This is a genomic window from Kitasatospora sp. NPDC057940 (genome assembly GCF_042887425.1).
Lineage (GTDB): Bacteria > Actinomycetota > Actinomycetes > Streptomycetales > Streptomycetaceae > Kitasatospora.
This window is the reverse complement of sequence record NZ_JBHVPH010000003.1, coordinates 530358-548470: the sequence shown is the minus strand read 5'-3', so window position 1 is coordinate 548470 and position 18113 is coordinate 530358. Positions and strand designations below refer to the sequence as shown.

The following is an 18113-nucleotide window of genomic DNA, read 5'->3' as shown; positions in this document are numbered from 1 at the left end:
GGCTCCCAGTAGACGACTGGGTTGATAGGCCGGATATGGAAGCCCTGTGAGGGGTGGAGTTGACCGGTACTAATAGGCCGAGGGCTTGTCCTCAGTTGCTCGCGTCCACTGTGTTGTTCTGAAACAACGACCCCAGCCCTGCCACGGGTTGGTGCGGTTGACAGTTTCATAGTGTTTCGGTGGTCATAGCGTGAGGGAAACGCCCGGTTACATTCCGAACCCGGAAGCTAAGCCTTACAGCGCCGATGGTACTGCAGGGGGGACCCTGTGGGAGAGTAGGACGCCGCCGAACAATCATTCACAGAGAACCCCCATCCGGGAAACCGGATGGGGGTTCTCTGCATTTCCGGAGCAATGGATCCCCCCCATTGACGGCTACGCGGCTTCGGGCCGGCGGGTGTCCAGCCAGGCGCGGTAGCGGCGCAGGGCCTTGCGCTGCTGGAGCTGTTCGACGAGCAGGGCCACGGCGGGGCGGGTGCCGGGGGAGGGGGCCCGGCCGGAGGCGAGGCGGCGCAACTGGTGGCGGACCTGGGCCATGCCGGCGGCGGAGGCGAGTGCCTTGTCGGACCAGGTCACCGGGCGCAGGGCGCGGTCGGCCTCGGTGCCGGTGGCCCAACGGAGGGGCAGGTCGGGGGTGACGGCGAGGGCGGTGCCCATGCCGATCACCGCGACGCCGTCCGCGAGGACCTGTTCGGCGGTCTCGCGGCGGGTGATGCCGCCGGTGAGCATGAGCGGGAGCGGACTGGTGCGGACCAGGTCGGCGGCCAGGTCGAGGAAGTAGGCCTCGCGGGAGCGGGTGCGCTGGTCGGCGGGGCGGCCGGTCATCGCGGGGCTCTCGTAGCTGCCGCCGGAGAGTTCGACCAGGTCGACACCGAGGGGGGCGAGCATGGCGATCACCTGCCGGGCGTCGTCGGCGTCGAAGCCGCCGCGCTGGAAGTCGGCGGAGTTGATCTTCACGGCGACGGCGAACTGCGGTGGGACGGCGGAGCGGACGGCCCGCACCACGTCCAGCAGCATCCGGGCGCGGTTGGCCGGTGAGCCGCCCCAGGCGTCGGTGCGGGTGTTCACGAGCGGGGAGAGGAACTGCGAGAGCAGGTAGCCGTGGGCGGCGTGGATCTCCACGCCGTCGAAGCCGGCCTGGGCGGCGCGGCGGGCGGTGGTGGCGAAACGCTCGACGGTGGTGGTGATCTGATCGGGGGTCATGGCGGTGGGGCGGCCGAAGCGGCCGCTGTGCCGGCCGAGGTCGACGCCGATGTCGGAGGGGCCCCAGACCACGCCGGGCAGGCCGGAGGGCACCTGGCGGCCCGGGTGGTTGATCTGCATCCACACCGCGGCGCCACCGGACTTGGCGGCCCGGGCCCACTCGGTGAAGGGTTCCAAGGGTGCGGCGGCATCGAGGACGACGCCGCCCGGGCCGGTGAGCGCCTCGGCGTGGACCATGACGTTGCCGGTGATCAGGAGGCCGGTGCCGCCTGCGGACCAGTTGCGGTAGAGGTCGAACAGCCGCCGGTCGGGCAGTTGGCCGTCGCCGGCCAGGTTCTCCTCCATGGCCGCCTTCGCGATCCGGTTGGGCAGAACGGCGCCCGAACTCAGCCGCAGTGTCGTGAACAGGTCGTCCGCCATGGGGGTCTCCTCGCGCTGGACTAGAATGTATGCACTGTTCACATTAGGACGGTGATGTAAGCAGTGCAAACATGAGTGAGGGTGACCCATGCCACAGCAGACCGGCTCGTACCACCACGGCGACCTGCGGGCCGCCTGCCTGCGCGCAGCCCGTGACCTCCTGGAGGAGGACGGCAGCGCCGCACTATCGCTGCGTGCCGTCGCCCGCCGGGCCGGCGTCTCGGCGACCGCCCCCTACCGCCACTTCGCCGACCGCGAGGCGCTGCTCTCCGCCGTCGCCGCGCAGGGGTACCGCGAACTCGCCGAGCACCTCGTCGCCGCGCACCCCGCCCCGCGCGAACCCGAGGACCTCGCCGCCGTCGCCGCCGCCTACGTCCGCTTCGCCGTCGACCGGCCCGCGCTGTTCCGGGTGATGTTCGCCGAACCCTGCGACCCCGCGGACGCGGAACGGGCCGCGGCGACCGCCGCGATGTGGGACTACGTCGGCGGAATCGTCGGCGACACCTTCCCTGGTGTCGACCGCGAGGCGATGTCCACCGCCGTGTGGGCGCTGGTCCACGGCCTGGCCTTCCTGCACCTCGACGGAAAGCTCGACGCCGCTGATCCCGCCGCAGCGGACGAGCGCGTCCGGGCGGCCGTCCGCACGCTGCTGGGCACCGCCCGGACCCGCTCCGGGGCGGAATCGGCCCGTTGACCTGGGGCGAGGCTGCATCCGCCGGAGGGGTGGCGGGCTGATCGGCCGGCTCGGCGGCCATGGCGGTACCGGTGTGCCGGGCATCGCCGTTGACAGGCAGTCGAACGGCTGCCTAATGTGAAAAGGCAGCCGTTCGGCTGCCTGATGGGGGATGGCGTCGGATGGACGAGATATTCAAGGCCCTGGCCGACCCCAGCCGCCGCCGGCTGCTGGACCGCCTGCGCGCCCACAACGGGCAGAGCCTGCGGGAGCTGTGCGCCGGGCTGGACATGGCCCGGCAGTCGGTCAGCAAGCACCTCGCCCTGCTGGAGGCCGCCGAGCTGGTGACCACCGTGCGGCAGGGCCGCGAGAAGCTGCACTACCTGAACGCCGCTCCGATCAACGCCATCGCGGACCGCTGGATCAGCCAGTTCGACCGGGGGCGGGCCGCCGCGCTCGCCGATCTGAAGAGAGCACTGGAGCAGCCACCCATGGACAACAACGCCTTCGTCTACACGACGTACATCAACACCACACCCGAGCGGCTCTGGCAGGCGCTCACCGACCCCGCCTTCACCGAGCGCTACTGGGGCGTGCGCCTCGAGACCGACTGGGCCGAGGGCTCACCCGTCGTCTGGGCCGAGCGCGGCGCACGGACCGCCGACCCGGAGCAGGTCGTACTCGTCAACGAGCCGTACCGGCGGCTCTCCTACACCTGGCACACCTTCAGCCCGCAGTGGGCCCGGACGGTCGGTGTCGGCGAGGAACTACGCGCCGAGCTGGCCGCGGAACGCCGGTCGAAGGTCACCTTCGAGCTGGTGCCGCACGGCAACCAGGTGAAGCTGACCGTCACCCACGACGACTTCGACCCCGCCGGGACCCTGCGCTCGATGTGCAGCCAGGGCTGGCCGGCCATCCTCTCCAGCCTCAAGACACTGCTGGAGACGGGCGACGCCCTGCCCACCGCCGGGCAGCCGGTCCACGAAGGCTGACCGCCGACGGGCTCGGCCGTACCACCGCGCACGCAGCGCAGCCGTTCGGACGGGCGTCGCGGCGACGCCCATCCGAACCGGCCGGTGCACCGGTCAGCGTCGGCGGCCGAGCAACTCGGCGGTCTCGGTGCGCCGGTTCCAGGCGATGACGGCCAGCGGCACCATGAAGATGAACGGGGTCCCGGCGTTCTCGCCGTGCATCGCGGTGAGCTGGGTGACGAACGCGAACACCAGGAAGACGATCAGCGCCGTGGCCGCCGGCCCGGCCAGCCGGCGGACCAGCAGCCCGACCGCTCCGGCCAGCTCCACCAGCCCGGTCAGGTACATGAACCAGTGGCCCACCCCCATGGCGTCGAAGACGATCGTGGCGGCGGGGACCGCGAGCAGCTTGGGCAGCGCGCTGGCCACGGCGAAGAAGAGCGCGAGCAGGATCCGCAGCGTCCAGACCACCCGGACCACGGCCTTACCGGACTTCGTGGTGGTGGTAGCAGTGGCGGTGGCGGTGCTGGACATTTCAGGTCTCCCCGGTCGGCTGTCGTTGCTTTCGCAGGTATGACCGCCGCCACCGCCCGAACTCATCGGTCCCGGCAGAAAAAGTTTGCTACTCGAAAACGAATCGGAACGTCTGCCCGATGTGCCCGACGCCCGGGCTGCCGAAGTCGGCCGTCACGTTGCGGTGGTCGCCCTTGCCGTCGTAGACGAAGACGACCGCCTCCTTGCTGTCGTCGGTGTACATGGTGTTCCAGATGTGGAACTTGGCCTGGCCGTCGCTGAAGTTCTTGAGGTTGGTCCAGTCGCCCTGGTTGATGGTGCAACTGTTGAACACGACTAGGCCGGGGAACTTCACGCCGCCAGTGACGCCGGCCGTCGTCAGCTTCTGCACGTTGTTGTCCTTGTACCAGACGTCGAGGTCCCCGTTGGCGGTCAGGAGCCCGTTGACGGTGGCCGACCCGTTGGTCGTGAGGGTGTCCTCGATGGTGACGTCGTTCCCGGTGAGGACGTGGGTGTTGCTGTTGATGGTGAGGTCTTCGCCCGAGGGGCCGCGCAGGTCCCGGATCCGGACGATCGCGCTGCTGCCGACGGCGCTCAGGCTGCCTTCGACGGTGACGTCGTTTCCGCTGAGGACGTGGGTGTTGCTGTTGATCTGCAGGTCCTCGCCCGACGGGCCCAGCAGTTCCCGGATCCGGACGATCGCGTTGCTGCCGACGGCGTCGATGTCGCTGTTGGCCGTCAGGGACCCGTTCACCGTCAGGGTGCCGAGTGTGAGGTCGGGCTTGTCCACGGTGACGTTGGTGTGCAGGTAGTGGGTGACGGTGTGGCCGTCGGTGGTGAGGCTGGCCCGCAGGTGGAAGGTGGCGTCGCGGGTGAGTGTCGGGGAGGTCCAGGTGCGGGTGTTGGTGACGTCGTAGGACTTGTTCTCGTGGAGCATGGTGTAGGCGGCGCCGTGGGAGGCGGTCCAGGTCAGGGTGGCGGTGTCGCCGTTGGTCACGGTGGTGTGGCCGTCGTCGAGGAACGCGGGTGTCAGGTCGCTGAACTGGAAGCCCGGGAAGCACTTGCCGAGCTGGAACTCGGCCGTGCCCTTGGAGGTGTCGCCGTCCTCGTCCTGGGTCCTCTCCAGGATGTCGAGGGTGGTGACGCCGATCTCGCCGTTGACGGCGATGTTGGTGAGCTCGAACAGCACGGCCTTGTCGGTGACTTCGACGAAGCCCTGGTCGCTGGTGGGCATGGCGAGGAAGGTGCCGTCCTCACCGTTGGTGAAGGACCAGTCGGCGCCCGGGGTCACCGTGGCGTGGATCTGGTCCAGGTGTTCCGTGAGGGCGCCGGCGCCGGTGCCTGCGACGAGAGTGAACTTGACGGAGACGACGCGGACCGGGTCGGGGCCGGGGTTGGCGGCGGTGACGGAGATCGTGGCCGGGGTGAACGTGGTGTCCGCCGGGGTGATCTCCAGGGGCGAAGGCGCGGTGGTGACGAGGTAGTTCAGGGCGGTGGAGGCGCTGGCTCCGGTGCGGACGAACACTGTTGCTCCTGGGTCTGTGGTCCGTGGATCGGTGGTGCGCGGGTCGGTGGTTCGTGGGTGGGCGGTCACTGCTCGTCGGCGACCGCGCCGCGCAGGCGCAGGCGGCCGGTGCGGGCGCTGAGGGGGGCGGCCGGGGCCGGGATGTGGCCGGGGGTGCCGGCGGGTGCCAGCGGGTTGTCCTGCCAGCCGGTGGTGGTGGGTTCGGCCCAGCTCCAGGCGCCGTGGCGGGCCGGGGGGCGGGGCAGGACCCAGCCGGTGGCGGGGCTGCCGTCGGCGCCGGTGACGGCCTGCGGGGTGGTCATGACCGGGCCGAGGCGGAAGGAGACCTCCATCCGGGAGAGCGCGGGGCTGACGAACTCGGCGGGGACGGTGAAGACGGAGACCGGCAGGATGTCGCTGACCGCGTGGACGGCGCCCCGGGGGTCGGCGAGCAGGGTGAGGTACTGCGGGGTGCCGGCGGTGGTGAGCGGGAACCCGGTGCCGATGCCGGCCAGGTAGGACGGGGCGTCCGAGGGCAGGTGGACGGTGTGCAGGGTGGTGTAGTCGTCGCCGCTGGTGTAGCCGATCAGGCCGTCGGCGAGGTTCTCCAGTGCGCCGAGCCGCACGCCCCACCGGTAGTCCAGGGAGACCGGCCGGGGCGCGGTGCTGCTCGGGTCGAGGACGTACTGCCACTGTTCCCAGCTGGGGTCCATGATCGGTGGTCCGTCGAGTTCGAGGGCCAGCCGGGTACGCAGCAGGGCCAGGGGCCGCCCGGCGAGCACGGTCATGGTGGTGTCGTCCCAGCCGCCGAGCGGGTTGACGGTGTAGAGGGTCTCGTCGACGGCCTTCAGGGTGGCGGCCAGGGCCGACGGGCCGGCGTCGCGCAGGCCGGTCAGGAAGGAGGCCAGGTGCGGGAGCCCGGGGGCGAGGCTGTCCAGGGTGGGGTAGCTGGAGCCCGGTGCCGGGTCCCAGACGACCTGCTGCTGGCCGCCGTCGGTGTAGACGGTCCGGCACTGGCCGAGGGCGCCGCCGTCGGGGTCGAAGGCGGCGAGGGCGGCGTCCAGGTGGTTGGGCAGCAGCCAGCCGCAGACCGGGTTGACGCCCGCGTGCAGGTCGAGCACCTGGCTGTCGTCGGTGGCGCTGACGGCGTCGAAGCGGAGCCGGGCTCCTTGCAGGAGGCGGGGGCGCAGTTCGGCGTAGCGGTAGGGGAACTCCGGCAGGATCGTCGCGCCGTCGTCCGGGCGCACGCTCTCGGCCAGCACCAGGTGCTTCTTGTCGTTGTCGGTGGAGCTGCCGCTGCCCTGCGGGTTGATCGGGTCGGTGACCTGGCCGAACTGGTCGACGACGGCGATGCGGTTGAAGGAGAACTGGCCGGCGCGCAGGTGCGGGAAGTCCGAGGCGGGCCACTTGCCGCTGCGGGAGGGCAGGGCACCGGGGAGGGGGGTGCTCTGGTACTGGGAGCCGATCAGGGTGGCCAGGCCCTTGGTGTCGTCGGGGTGGGCGGCGAGGGCCGGGTCGCGCAGGGTGATGCGCGGGGTGAGTCCGTCGAGGGCCTGGCTGAGCAGGTCCCAGCCGGCCACCTGGTCGGCGAGCTGCTGGAGCTCGTCCTGGGGTGCGTCGGGGTGGGTGTCCCGGTACTGCTTGATCTGGGCGGCGAGGTTGAAGGTGGCGTGCGGGGTGAGGTAGATCCGCCCGGTGTAGGCCTGGTAGGCCGGGGGGTCGGCCGGGCCGGTCTTCGTCCAGTGGTAGCGGGTGCCGTCGAACTGCCAGCAGTCGCCGTCGGCGGTGTCGTGCGGGATGGGGTAGTAGGACAGCTCGTAGAGCAGGTAGAGCGGCTTCCAGGGCTGCCGCCAGCTGCTGATACCGAGGGCGGGGAGGGTGCCGGTGACCCGCTGGTCGGGGTGGGCCACGGCGTCGGCGAGGGTGCCGGCGGCCTGGGCCTGGTCGAGCAGCCAGAACTCGCCGAGGAGGGCGCCGACGGTGGCGGCCTCGGGCAGGTGGGTCAGGGGCGGCCCGGGCACGGTGGCCGGGGCCGGGGCCAGGCCGCTGCCCAGGTCGATGCGGGTGAGCAGTTGGTCCGGCGTGCGGCAGGGCAGTGCGGCGGTGAGGTCGGCCGGGGCCGGGGTCTTGATCCCGTTCAGCAGGACCACCGGGTCCTGCGCGTGGTGGAACTCGCCCAGCGGGGAGCGCTTGAGCGTGCAGGTCGCGGGGTCGGCGCCGTGCGCGGCCAGGTAGGCCTGGGCGGCGGTGGCGAGGTCCTCGTCGGTGGCGCCCCAGGGGATCGGCTGCGGGTGCCCGGAGCCGGGGTCGCGGCGGGCGGCGATGTCGGTGGCCAGTGCCGTGACCCGGGCGGCGAGGCTGTCCTGCTCGGCGGGCTTCAGGGTGGCGGGCAGCGTGTCGGCGTAGGCGTCGGGGACGTCGTCGAGGCGGTTGAGCCACCAGGCACCGTACAACTTCCACTGGGCGTCCGCCAGTTGGCGCACCTGGTCGTCGTGGGCGGCCTGGTCGGTGTTGAGCCGGGCACAGAGGTCGGCGCCGGCGGTGCCGTCCACCAGGTCCCAGGTGTAGCCGCCGTGGGTGGAGCCGAACCAGGCGCGGTGGATGGACTGGTCGACGGACTCGGTGCCCGCGTCGTCCAGGCCGTCGAGCAGGCCGTGCGCCAGCGCCTCCAGCCGGGCGGCGTCGTCGGCGTCGGTGCCCTTGGCCACCAGCAGGGCGGTGAGCGCGTCGACGGAGCTGTTGCCCACGGCGACGTCCACGTCGACGCCCTGGGGGCGGTCCGAGTCGGGCACGCCGCCGGTGCGGTCCCAGCTCAGGCCCAGCACCTGGCCGGTGTAGAGGGTGCGGTCGGTGGGCGGGGTGTCGGTGGCGGGGTCGGCGGCCAGGGCCCAGCCGAGGTCGGCCAGGCTGGTCGCCTCGTGCAGCGGGTCGGCGCCGGGTGCGGAGTACCAGCCGGTGACGAGGTAGCCGAGGGTGTCCTGGTCCGCGACGCCCGCGAGGTCGTCGTGCAGGGAGAGCACGTTCTCGTTGAAGGGCTGGAAGGCGGAGAAGGTGAGCAGGCCCGGCCCTGCGGCGGTGACGTACGGGTCGGGCCCGCCGCTCTCGCCCGTCCAGCCGGACGCGTCGGTGCGCCGTCCGATGTGGACGCTCCTGGCGGTGCCGGGGCGCAGGTAGGGGGTGGTGCCGGTGGCGGTGTCGCCGTCGGCGGGCAGCCAGTCGCTCTCGATCACCCAGGAGTCGGCGGTGCGGTCGGCGGCCGGGCCGCTGTAGCGGACGACGAGCCATCGGTTGGGTACCAGCGGGAAGGTGGTGTCGCCGGTGTCCGGGTCGTGCGCGCCGTTGCGCAGGGCCTGGGGCAGCTGCCACTGGAGGTAGACGCCGCCCGCGGTGGTGTCGGTGTTCCAGTGCGCGGCCTGGTTGTTGTCGAAGGGCCCGCCCTCGGGCGGAAGGTTCTGCGCCAGCAGGTTGAAGTTGGCCTGCCAGCGGATGAACGGCACGCTGAAGCGGACTTCGTCGTTGACCGCCAGGGCGTCGACCTGGACCGGGACGATCAGCGGTCCGTTGTCGTCGTTCGGCATGGTGCTCGCTTTCGTCAGGATCGCTGGAGGGTCATCGCTGGAAGGTCATCTGCTGGGCCGCCTTGACCATCTGGATCGCCCAGCCGGCCGCGCTGAGGCCGTTCTCCTGGGCGTGGTCGCCGAGGGCGGAGGTGATGGCGTCGCCGATCCGGGCGACGTCCAGGACCCGGGTGTCCGGGTGCAGGTAGCCGCTGACCTGCGTCAGCTGGACGCCCGGCAGCGTGGCGCCGATGCCGTCGCCCTTGAGGTTGCGCAGGTGCAGGACGTCGCCGTCCTGGATGCCGAAGTGCAGGCCCTGGGGCGGCTCCGCCACCACGAGCCGGTCCACGATGCCGTCGGCCAGCACCAGCAGCACGTCCTCGCCCACCGTGTCGGCGCGCAGCACCGTCAGTTCGTCCTCGCCGGCGTACAGGTGCATGCGCAGGGCGGGCCAGCCGGGCACCAGGCAGGAGCGGACCAGGAAGCCCGAGATGCGGGCGGGCAGGTCGGTGAGGGCGTCGTGCAGCAGCGTGCTGAGGTCGCTGTCCAGGCTGCCGGCGATGCCGATGCTCAGCGCGCCGTCGACGAGCGCCGTCTGCCAGGCGCGGTCGACGTAGCAGAAGCGCAGGCTCTCGTTGGGCAGCAGTTCCTGGCGGGGCACGAGCTGTTCCAGGGGTACGGGGTGGAGCAGGGCCAGGCGGTCCAGCCAGTCCAGCACCGGGTTCGCGGCGTCGGCGGTCGCCGCCCGCAGTGCCTCGCGCGCCTCGGGCCGGGCCAGTTGGCCGCGCAGCCAGGGCGCGGCGGCCTGGAGGGGTGGGACCGGTCGCGCCTGGGCCAGCCGAGGGCCGGCGGCGGTCTGGTCCAGCGGGCTCGCCAGCGCGGTGGTGAGGGTGTGGGCGAGGCCGCCCAGGGCGCTTGCCTCGAACGCCTGCCGGGCCGGGCGGGCGCTGATCGCCGCGGGTGCGCCCGCGTGGTCGGTCGCGGCCCGGGCGCCGGCGAGGCTGCCGCTGCCGGCCCGGCCGCGGGCGGCGAGCATCCGGCCCGCGCCGGCCCGGGCCACCGTGCGCCAGGCCATCAGCGCGGGCGGGAACTGCGGGTCCGCGAGCGCGAGGGAGCGGCCCAGGGTCCACGCGGCGGCGTAGCTGACGTCGAAGAGGCCGTGTTCCTCCAGGTACACCAGCCGGGCGTCGGCGTTCGCGCTGTGCTCCACGGTCTGCGGGAGCGGCTGGGTGGGCAGCGGGGTGAGCGGGCCCCGGTACCAGGCGTAGCTCTGCTCGCCCGAGTCGAGCTGGTGGGCCAGCGGTGTGTAGCCCTGGGTGAGCCGGTCGCCGGCCTCGCCGGTGGCGCCGTTCGGCGGCAGCCGCAGTCCGAGCGCGGCGGCGTCCTGGCGGCCGGGTGCGGCCAGGTTCTCGACGAGGGTGCCGAAGTGCGCCCCGGAGTCCGGCAGGGAGCGGAACGACCAGGACCGCAGCGAGACCAGACGCAGCGGCGCGCTCGCCACCGTGCTGCCGTCGAGGTAGGCGGCGAAGCCCTCCAGGGAGACCAGGTGGGCCGTGTACTGGCCGCCGGTGGTGGTGGGGAAGCGGTTGCCCACGACCACGGCGTGCAGGCCCTCGTAGGACGCGTCGTCGCGCAGGGTGTGCCACCAGCGGGGCGGGGTGGCGCGGCGGACGCCGCGCAGCGAGCGGGCCCGGGTGCGGTCGCTGCGTGAGCGCGCCCCGCTGGGCTCGTCCTCGCCGCGCCGCAGGTGGACGAGCCGGCCCAGCTCCCCGGCCCGGGGGGCGATCGCGGCGAACAGCTGCGCGGGGACGTCGATCGTCCGGCACTCGGCGGCCAGGTCCGGCTGCTCGACGTCGGTCAGCGCGGGGGCGACGGCCTCGGTGGCGGGGGTGTTCAGCAGGTCGGCGACGGTCATCGTCGTGGTGCGGCCGGTGGCGGACGGGTCGCCCGGCAGCTCGCCCTCGGCGAAGAGGAGCACCGCCAGCCACGGCACGGCCGGCTGCCCGGGGGTGGGCGGCGCCCCCGTGAGGGTGCGTTCCCAGGGCAGCGGCGGGGTGTCCAGGGTGATGTGCGGCAGCAGTTGGTCGAAGGTGCCGGTGGCGCCGTCGGTGGGGTACACCCCGTGCACCGCGCCGTCGGGCAGCGCGAACCGCGCGGCCTGCACCTCAAGGGTGCGCACCACCGGGGTGGCGAAGTAGTCGCCGGTGTCCAGGCCGTCGATGGCGTGCCCGGTGGTGATCTGGTAGGTCCCCGCCTCCAGGGCCGGGACGAGGCTGTCGTGGAACTCCAGGCCGCTGGCGGTTCCCGGATCTTGACTGAGCATCAGGTGGTCACTTTCCGGTCGGGACGAGGAGCGGCTCGGCGGCCAGGTCGCTGTGGGCGAGGTCGGCGTAGCCGCTCAGCGGGCCGACGGGGTCGAGCAGGTACCCGAGCCCGCCGAGCTGGGCGCGCAGGGCCTCGCGGCTCGCGGCGGTCGACGGGGCGGCGATGCCGGTGTCGGCGGCGGTGATGGCCGCCACGGTCTGCGCGTTGGCGTCCGGGACGGGGCCGACGGCGGCCGCGCCCGCGTCCAGGGGCAGAGCGCCCTGGGGCAGCAGCGGGTCGAGGTCCAGGACGCCGGGCGCGACCGCCAGCTGTCCGTGGAAGGCCGGGGCCGGGACGGTGACCGTCAGGCCGGTGAGCCGGCCGGGCAGCAGCCCGGTGCCCTTCAGCGAGCTCTCGCCCGGGCCCCACAGCGACTGCGGCACGTTGGAGCGCACCGGCTCGACGCTCCAGGTGGAGTGGTCGACCTGCTGGCCGTCCTTGGTGATCGTGACGCTGTGGGTGGAGGTCAGGTCGCCCTGCTGCATCGGGCGGATGTGCAGCGGGTCCTCGTTCTGGGTCATGGCGGTGCCGCCGAAGAGCACCTTGCTGGCCGGCACCGCCGAGGAGGTGACGAAGCTGAACCCGTGGGTGGAGGCGTACCAGGGGCCGGTGTCCGTTCCGTCGTCGCCCACTCGGGCGAGGGCCGCCGGGTCGGTGGGCTTCCAGGACAGTCCGGCCACCGGATTGGCCTGCACGGCCTGCTGTTTGGGCGGCAGCTGGGACTGGAAGTCGGTCCAGGGGACGGGCGGCAGGTGGTCCGGGCGGCTCTTGCCGAAGCCGATGTGGAAGCTGATGAACCACAGGTGGACGGTGGCGTTGCCGCCGATGGGCGGGCCCCACAGTTCCACGTCCACGCCGAGTTCCAGGCTGATCGTGATGTGGACGAACCAGACGTGGATGGAGAACCGCACCCCGATGCTGACGCCCATGGCGACGTCGAAGAAGAACGGCGACCACTGGATCAGCGCGTCCAGGTGCGCGGTGAACCAGGCCCGCAGCGGACCGGTGTCGAAGACCAGCGCCAGCGCGCCGCCCAGCATCGCCGCGTGCGGGGTGATGGCCGCGTACGCCTGGGCGGTCAGGGTGAGGGTGTTGCTGATCGACCACTTGATCCCCAGCCGGGGTACGGCGGGGTAGTGGCCGGGCTTGACGAACGCCGGGTGGTAGCCGCCGACGGAGACCACGAAGTCCCCGGCGTGCGGGCTCGGGGGCACCCAGACGCAGAGCGCGAGGCCGCCGGTGGGCTTGCAGTTCTTGTCCAGGATGTAGGACTTGTCGGTCAGTTGGGCCGTCAGGGAGAGCAGGCCCTCGCTCTGCCGGTACAGCGCCTCGGCGGCGATCTGGATCCGTGCGACCTTCGGATCCTTGCCCGCCTTCTGCTCGGCGGCCGTCAGCTTGGGGAAGTCGAACTCCCCGAGCCCCAGCAGGGCGATCACCAGGGACTCGCCGAACTCGACCAGTGCCATGGAGCGGAAGTCGGCCAGCTCGAACATCGTCCAGTGCAGGCCCGCTGCCACCCAGATCTCGCCGTCCTTGGGCGCGACCCAGGGCTTGGCTCCGCCGGTCAGCGTGTCCAGCACCTTCATCGGGGTCGAGTCGCCGCCAGTGAGGTTGAGCAGGGGGAAGGTGTCGATCTCGGTCAGCTCCGGGACGCGGACCTCGCTGTGGTAGCCGAAGCCCAGGGAGACGTCCTTGACCCGGAAGGGCGGCGGGCCGAAGCCGGCCTCCGGGTTGGTGCCGGTGCCGAGTTGGCCGAAGAGGAAGAGCGAGAGGGTGCCGTCCGCCTTGCGCGCGTAGGAGCCGGCGATCCCGACGCTGATGATCGGCGCCGTCAGCATGCCGTCGCCGTCGTACCGCACCGGCCAGTCCGGAGTCGGGTTGGTGCGCAGCGCGCCGCCCAGCGCGATCGGGTCCGCCTTCGCGCTGATGCCCAGGCCCTTGAGCACGGGGGTGGCGCTGCCGGGGTCGGCCAGCGGGATGCTGACTCCGAAGCCGCTCGCCTCGAATGTCAGCGCGTGGGCGTTGATGCTGAAGTCCGCGGAGACCTGGATCGCGCCCTTGGCGTAGCCGAGGTTGAGCTTGCCCAGCCGGAACGGGCCGCTGGACTCGGCCTTCGCCGGCTGGTCGGCCTTGCCGCTGGGGCCCTTGTCCTGCGGCAGGGCGGCCCAGGTGCGCGAGGCCTCGCCGAGGCGGACCTTCACGGCCTCCCGGGGCGTGCCGCCGAGGTCGTAGGCGAGGGACGCGGTGACCCCGCTGTCCAGCGGGCCGGCCGGGAGCTCGGGCGCGTTGCCCGCGGGGAAGTCGGCCTTGACCGCTTTGAGGGCCTTGTTGAGGTCCGCCACCTCGGTGTCGTCCAGCCCCTCCGTGATGAACAGCAGGGCCGCGTGCTGCATCACCAGGTCGTCGGCCAGCGGGACCAGCGCCTTGATGATCGGCAGTCCGGACAGCGACAGCTTGACGGCGGCCTGCACCACGCCGAGGTAGCGCCTGCCCGCGTCGCCCCGGTCCTGGATCAGCAGCGCCCAGGCCACGCTGGAGGCCGGGGCTCCGCTGCTCAGGGCGGCGCTGCCGGACAGCACCAGGGTCTTCGTGCCCGGGTCGTAGCGGAGCCAGACGTCGGTGAGGTTGAAGCCCAGGTCTCCGGGCAGGGCGCAGCCGAAGGACTGCGTGACGGCTTGGAGGTCGCCGCCGCCGTTCCCGTCCGGCACCAACGGGCCGTCGGTGTCGACGGGCAGGCGGTAGGCGGCGCCGTTGAGCGTGCAGCCCAGGACGGCGCCGACGCCGCCGCCGCGCAGGACGAACCTGGGCTGGGTGAAGCCGAACGTGGACAGGTAGGTGAAGTCCTCGGTCTCCGTCGCCGTGGTGAAGGTCCAGGTGCTCAGGGTGAACGTGATGTCGAAGCCGGCGAGTTGCTTGCCGTCGGCGTCGGCCGTGAAGGCCACCGTGACCGGCAGGCCGGTGGCCTTGCCGAGTGGGGCGGTGCCGTGGACCGTCAGGGCGTCGGCGTCGGTGGTCGCCTTGCCGATCTTCAGCGATTCGCCGAGGTGGCGCGAGAGCAGGTCGGCCGCCCCGAGTTCCTCGCCGGTGATCTCGAACGTCCCGCCCTGGCTGCTCGTCAGTCGCTGCCGCAGATCGTCGATGCTCAGTGTCATCAGCCCGTCGGCCTCCCGCCCTGGTTGTGGTTCATCCGGTCCCGGCCCCCCGGCCTGCCCGACCGGCCGGGCGTCCCCGCCATCGGCCCGTTCCGGTCCGGGGCATGACAATTGAGCCCCCTGGATCGACCAGGGCGGCAACGGCCGTGCGCACCGGAGGCCTTGACCCGCCAGGCTCGGAGTGCACGTCCGACACGGGACTGCCGCAGCGTATCCGAGGCGTGCTCGGATGGTGACGGAACGAAGCGAGCTTGGCCGATATGCATCGCCTACGGCCGAGTTCGACAGGTGCCGTAGAGCGTGCGGAGAGCCGGACCGTCGCCTCTTCCCGTCCCACGGCGATAGCGGTAGACCGGAGCCGTCCCCCGTCTGCGAGGAAGGCGACACCGATGACCCTGATCGAGAGCCCCGTCGTGACCATCGAGTCCGGCGGCGTCCGAGGCACCGTCGAGGACGGCGTCGCCGCGTTCCGCGGCATCCCCTACGCTGCCTCGCCCGTGGGCGGGCGGCGCTTCGCCGCCCCCGTGCCGCACCCCGCCTGGCCGGGCGTCCGGGACGCCGACCGCCCGGGCCCGTCCGTCCCGCAGGGCCCCTCCCGGCTCGAAGCGGTCATGGGGCCGCGCACCCCCGACTGGGACGAGGACGGCTGCCTCACACTGAACGTGTGGACCCCCCGTCCACCTGCGGACGGGTCCGCCCCGGGCGCCCTGCCCGTCCTGGTGTGGTTCCACGGCGGCGGGTTCACCAGCGGGTCCGGCGGCTGGGACTGGTACGACGGCCGGCACCTGGCCGCCGCCGGCCGGGCCGTCGTCGTCACCGCCAACTACCGCCTCGGCCCGCTCGGCTACCTCTACCTGCCGGACCTCGGCATCGAGAACCTCGGCGTGCAGGACCAGGCCGCCGTCCTCGCCTGGGTGCGGCGCAACATCGCGGCCTTCGGCGGCGACCCCGGCAGCCTCACCGTCGGCGGCCAGTCCGCCGGGGCGTTCTCCGCCCTCTACCTCGCCGTCTCCCCGACCACCGGCCCGCTCGTCGACCGGGTCATCACCCAGAGCGGTCCCTTCGGGCTCGCCCCGCAGGACCCGGAGGAGGCGGGCGACCACGCCCGGCGCTTCCTCGGCCTCCTCGGCCTGGACGGCGTCCGGGACCGGGGTGCCGCGCTGCGCGCCGTCCCGGCCGACCGGCTCCTGGCCGCCTACCAGCAGCTCTCCCGGGACGTCGCCCGCCCGGGCAGCGTCGCCCCGCCCATGTACCCCGTCCTCGGCGCCCCCGGGATCCCCGAGACGTGGCAGCAGGCGGTGGTCGACGGACGCCTCGACGGCAAGGGCCTGCTGACCGGCACCACCAGGAACGAGATGACCTCCTTCTTCGCCTTCGACCCCCGCATCCGGGAGATCACCGCCGACCGGGCCCGCTCGATCGCGGCCGGCCGGGCCGACGGCGGCGACGAGCGGTACGACCGCCTCGCGGCCCGGCGGCCGGACGCGACCCCGGCCGACATCCTCACCGAGTTCGAGACCGGGCTCGTCTTCCGTGACGGCACCCTCGCCATCGCCGACCGCCACGCCGCGGCCGGAAACCCGACCTACGTCTACCGGTTCGACCGCGCCCCGGTACCCGACCCCGCAGGCCTGGGCGCCGCGCACTGCGTCGAACTGCCCTTCTTCTTCGACACCTTCGACGCCTACCCCGACAGCCCCATGCTCGGCGAGGCCACCACCGCCGTCCGCTCGCTCGGCGACACCTTCTCCCGCGCGATCGCCGCCTTCGTCGCCACCGGCCGCCCCGCCGCGGACCAGTGGCACCCCTACGAACCCGCCGATCCGGCGACCGTCCGGTGCTTCGGCTGACACCGGCCGTGCCCGTTCCGGGAACAGCTGAAGGCCGCGAGCCCTGCCGCCCGGGCCGGTCAGGCCAGGAAGTGGTCGTGCCGGCCGTAGAGTTCGGCCCATTCCGCGTCGCTCATCGGGCGTTTTCGGGCCGCGACCTCCGCGATCTCCTCGAAGAACGATTCACGCGGCACGCCGGGCACGAAGAGCATCAGCATCGAGGCCGGCTCGTTGGACTCGTTGCGGAAGCCGTGCACGGCGCCCTCCGGCACGTGCAGGAAGTCACCCGCCTCGGCGTCGATCCACCGTTCGCCGTCGTACAGGCGCATGACCCCGGACAGGACGAAGAAGGACTCGGACATGGTCCGGTGGAAGTGTGGAGCGGGGCCTGTCGGCCGGGGCCCCATGTCCAATCGGTACAGACCGAACGTCTTGTTCGCGGAGGGCGTGTCGACCAGGTAGTGGACGCTTGTTCCCCCCGCGCCGATCAACACGTCCGGTGCGGCGGCGCCGAATCGGAGATTTGCCGTATTCTCGCCCGATTCGCCCCAGTAGTGAGCTATTGGGTAGGACATGGCGGATTTCCCTTTCGAGGCATTCGCGTGATTGGTCGGTGGTCCGGTCCGTCGCCCCGGCGACGCATACGACGTGTGCCCGGCCGGCTGCCGACGGCACCGTCGGCTGCTGACGGTGCCGGACAGGGCGGCGGCGTTCGGCCCGAGGGCGCCGAGCGCGTCCGAAGCACCTGCGGGGCGTGTGCCTGGCGGCTCCACCGGCTCTCTTCGCGGCCCAGGCGGCCCCAGGCGTCCGCAGGCCCCGGCGGCCCGACGAGGGCCATAGGTCCACGGTGCGCCGAGGTGACCGTCGGCGCACCCGCAGCAGCCTGGCCCCGGCGCGACGCTGCTGCGGAGGTCGGCGACGGGCTGCGGGTTCCGGGGCGAACGGTGGGTCGGCGCCGTGCTGGTCACCGACGGCTCCGGGACGGTGACCAGCACCGAGGGTCACTGCGCTGCGCGCAGGGCGGCGGCGAGGCGTACGACGGGTTCGGCGGGCGGCTGGGGCGGCTGGGTCGGCTCAGGCGCGCAGCGTCTTCATGGCGGCCGACCAGGCCTCCAGCTGTTCGAACAGCCTGGTGGCCGCGGCGTCGTGGTGCTCGCCGGGTTTGAAGAGGGAGAGCTGTTCGAAGTCGGAGTGCAGCGAGAAGGACAGCTGTTGGTTGACGTGGGCGAGTTGGAGCGCGCTCGCGATGCTGCGCAGGTGCTCGACGGCGCGGACGCCGCCGAGGGTGCCGCTTGAGCCTCCACGTCGGATTCTAGATCCGACAACTTGAAGGCTCAAGCGGTGGTGGGGTTCAGGCCAGGCCGAGCTGGGTGGCGATGACGGAGCCTTCCGCGTAGCAGTCGAAGCGCTTGATCTTTCCGTCGACCAGCTCGAACACGTCGCAGCACGGGGCGTCCATGCGCCTGCCGGTCGGCGGGACGGTGCCGGAGGGCAGCTCCAGCGGGCCGAGGTGAGTGCCCTGCAGGCGCAGTTGGACGATCACCACGTCGCCGGTGACGTAGAACCGTTCGAGTTCCCGGTGCATGTCGGGGAACGCCCGCGCGTAGGTCTCGACCGTCTTGCCCAGCTGGTCCGCGCCGCGGTAGGTGAACGGGACCGACATGTCGGTGAAGGTTCCGTCCTCGGTGAACGCCGCGATCCAGCCGGCGACGTCCTGCTCCTCGGCGACCTGGTAGGCGTTGCGAATGATCTTCTCGTTCTCCAGTGACATCTCAGCTCCCTGATCCGTGCCGCACGGAGGTGGCGAGGTGGCGCCGGGATCGACGCCCTTCTGTATTGACTTTAACCTTCAAGTCAATCTGGCGAAAGGGTGCGGTGCTTCGCTTTTATGGTGGGCCTGCGGCCGCAGCTGTGACTTGAGTGATCA

General features: G+C 72.2%; 12 protein-coding genes and 2 rRNA genes. 5 read left to right on the top strand and 9 right to left on the bottom strand.

Features of this window, described 5'->3' with window-relative positions:
- Together ACFVTF_RS08230 and rrf are read left to right on the top strand one after the other, a co-directional pair.
- A 23S ribosomal RNA gene (locus ACFVTF_RS08230) occupies window positions 1-93 on the top strand; the annotation flags it as partial.
- Window positions 94-175: 82 nt separating this feature from the next.
- Window positions 176-292: ribosomal RNA gene (gene rrf / locus ACFVTF_RS08225) — 5S ribosomal RNA — on the top strand.
- A gap of 83 nt (window positions 293-375) precedes the next feature.
- Here the strand turns inward: rrf and ACFVTF_RS08220 are convergent.
- Window positions 376-1623, bottom strand: coding sequence for an NADH:flavin oxidoreductase/NADH oxidase family protein (locus tag ACFVTF_RS08220; RefSeq protein ID WP_387810745.1), 1248 nt, complete (start codon window positions 1621-1623; stop codon window positions 376-378).
- Between the two features lie 88 nt (window positions 1624-1711).
- On the opposite strand from ACFVTF_RS08220, the gene ACFVTF_RS08215 reads away from it, so the two are divergent.
- Together ACFVTF_RS08215 and ACFVTF_RS08210 are read left to right on the top strand one after the other, a co-directional pair.
- Window positions 1712-2317: a TetR/AcrR family transcriptional regulator gene (locus tag ACFVTF_RS08215; protein ID WP_387810742.1), complete on the top strand. Its 606-nt coding sequence runs from the start codon at window positions 1712-1714 to the stop codon at window positions 2315-2317.
- A gap of 161 nt (window positions 2318-2478) precedes the next feature.
- Window positions 2479-3288: an ArsR/SmtB family transcription factor gene (locus ACFVTF_RS08210; RefSeq protein WP_387810739.1), complete on the top strand. Its 810-nt coding sequence runs from the start codon at window positions 2479-2481 to the stop codon at window positions 3286-3288.
- Between the two features lie 93 nt (window positions 3289-3381).
- On the opposite strand, the gene ACFVTF_RS08205 is transcribed toward ACFVTF_RS08210, so the two are convergent.
- The 5 genes from ACFVTF_RS08205 to ACFVTF_RS08185 all read right to left on the bottom strand — a co-directional run bounded on the left by ACFVTF_RS08205 (window position 3382) and on the right by ACFVTF_RS08185 (window position 14357).
- The gene (locus tag ACFVTF_RS08205; protein ID WP_387810736.1) at window positions 3382-3801 is read right to left on the bottom strand and encodes a DoxX family protein; all 420 of its coding nucleotides are present in this window, start codon (window positions 3799-3801) and stop codon (window positions 3382-3384) included.
- An 88-nt stretch (window positions 3802-3889) separates the two neighbouring features.
- Window positions 3890-5305 carry a hypothetical protein gene (locus ACFVTF_RS08200; RefSeq protein WP_387810734.1) on the bottom strand — a complete coding sequence of 472 codons (1416 nt, stop codon included), beginning with the start codon at window positions 5303-5305 and terminating at the stop codon, window positions 3890-3892.
- A 65-nt stretch (window positions 5306-5370) separates the two neighbouring features.
- Window positions 5371-8862 carry a hypothetical protein gene (locus ACFVTF_RS08195; protein WP_387810731.1) on the bottom strand — a complete coding sequence of 1164 codons (3492 nt, stop codon included), beginning with the start codon at window positions 8860-8862 and terminating at the stop codon, window positions 5371-5373.
- Window positions 8863-8893: 31 nt separating this feature from the next.
- Complete coding sequence (locus ACFVTF_RS08190) at window positions 8894-11164, bottom strand: hypothetical protein (protein WP_387810728.1); 2271 nt, start codon at window positions 11162-11164, stop codon at window positions 8894-8896.
- Between the two features lie 7 nt (window positions 11165-11171).
- Window positions 11172-14357, bottom strand: a complete 3186-nt coding sequence (locus ACFVTF_RS08185) for a DUF6603 domain-containing protein (RefSeq protein ID WP_387810725.1) — start codon at window positions 14355-14357, stop codon at window positions 11172-11174.
- 389 nt (window positions 14358-14746) lie between these two features.
- Here ACFVTF_RS08185 and ACFVTF_RS08180 point away from each other — a divergent pair, with 389 nt between their 5' ends.
- Window positions 14747-16207 carry a carboxylesterase/lipase family protein gene (locus ACFVTF_RS08180; protein WP_387810722.1) on the top strand — a complete coding sequence of 487 codons (1461 nt, stop codon included), beginning with the start codon at window positions 14747-14749 and terminating at the stop codon, window positions 16205-16207.
- A 59-nt stretch (window positions 16208-16266) separates the two neighbouring features.
- Here ACFVTF_RS08180 and ACFVTF_RS08175 read toward each other — a convergent pair whose 3' ends face one another.
- The 3 genes from ACFVTF_RS08175 to ACFVTF_RS08165 all read right to left on the bottom strand — a co-directional run bounded on the left by ACFVTF_RS08175 (window position 16267) and on the right by ACFVTF_RS08165 (window position 17957).
- A complete protein-coding gene (locus ACFVTF_RS08175; RefSeq protein WP_387810787.1) occupies window positions 16267-16593 on the bottom strand; it encodes a cupin domain-containing protein in 327 nt (108 codons plus the stop codon).
- Between the two features lie 667 nt (window positions 16594-17260).
- Window positions 17261-17524: a hypothetical protein gene (locus tag ACFVTF_RS08170; protein ID WP_387810720.1), complete on the bottom strand. Its 264-nt coding sequence runs from the start codon at window positions 17522-17524 to the stop codon at window positions 17261-17263.
- Window positions 17525-17537: 13 nt separating this feature from the next.
- Entirely contained in the window at window positions 17538-17957 is a 420-nt protein-coding gene (locus tag ACFVTF_RS08165) for a nuclear transport factor 2 family protein (protein ID WP_387810717.1), read from the bottom strand.
- Between the last annotated feature and the right edge of the window lie 156 nt (window positions 17958-18113).

Excerpts from the sequence above, each read along its gene's own strand:
- ACFVTF_RS08180 (WP_387810722.1), top strand. The coding sequence starts at position 14,747 with ATGACCCTGATCGAGAGCCCCGTCGTGACCATCGAGTCCGGCGGCGTC.
- ACFVTF_RS08190 (WP_387810728.1), bottom strand. The coding sequence starts at position 11,164 with ATGCTCAGTCAAGATCCGGGAACCGCCAGCGGCCTGGAGTTCCACGAC.
- ACFVTF_RS08175 (WP_387810787.1), bottom strand. The coding sequence starts at position 16,593 with ATGGGGCCCCGGCCGACAGGCCCCGCTCCACACTTCCACCGGACCATG.
- ACFVTF_RS08195 (WP_387810731.1), bottom strand. The coding sequence starts at position 8,862 with ATGCCGAACGACGACAACGGACCGCTGATCGTCCCGGTCCAGGTCGAC.
- ACFVTF_RS08205 (WP_387810736.1), bottom strand. The coding sequence starts at position 3,801 with ATGTCCAGCACCGCCACCGCCACTGCTACCACCACCACGAAGTCCGGT.
- ACFVTF_RS08210 (WP_387810739.1), top strand. The coding sequence starts at position 2,479 with ATGGACGAGATATTCAAGGCCCTGGCCGACCCCAGCCGCCGCCGGCTG.
- ACFVTF_RS08220 (WP_387810745.1), bottom strand. The coding sequence starts at position 1,623 with ATGGCGGACGACCTGTTCACGACACTGCGGCTGAGTTCGGGCGCCGTT.
- ACFVTF_RS08185 (WP_387810725.1), bottom strand. The coding sequence starts at position 14,357 with ATGACACTGAGCATCGACGATCTGCGGCAGCGACTGACGAGCAGCCAG.
- ACFVTF_RS08215 (WP_387810742.1), top strand. The coding sequence starts at position 1,712 with ATGCCACAGCAGACCGGCTCGTACCACCACGGCGACCTGCGGGCCGCC.
- ACFVTF_RS08165 (WP_387810717.1), bottom strand. The coding sequence starts at position 17,957 with ATGTCACTGGAGAACGAGAAGATCATTCGCAACGCCTACCAGGTCGCC.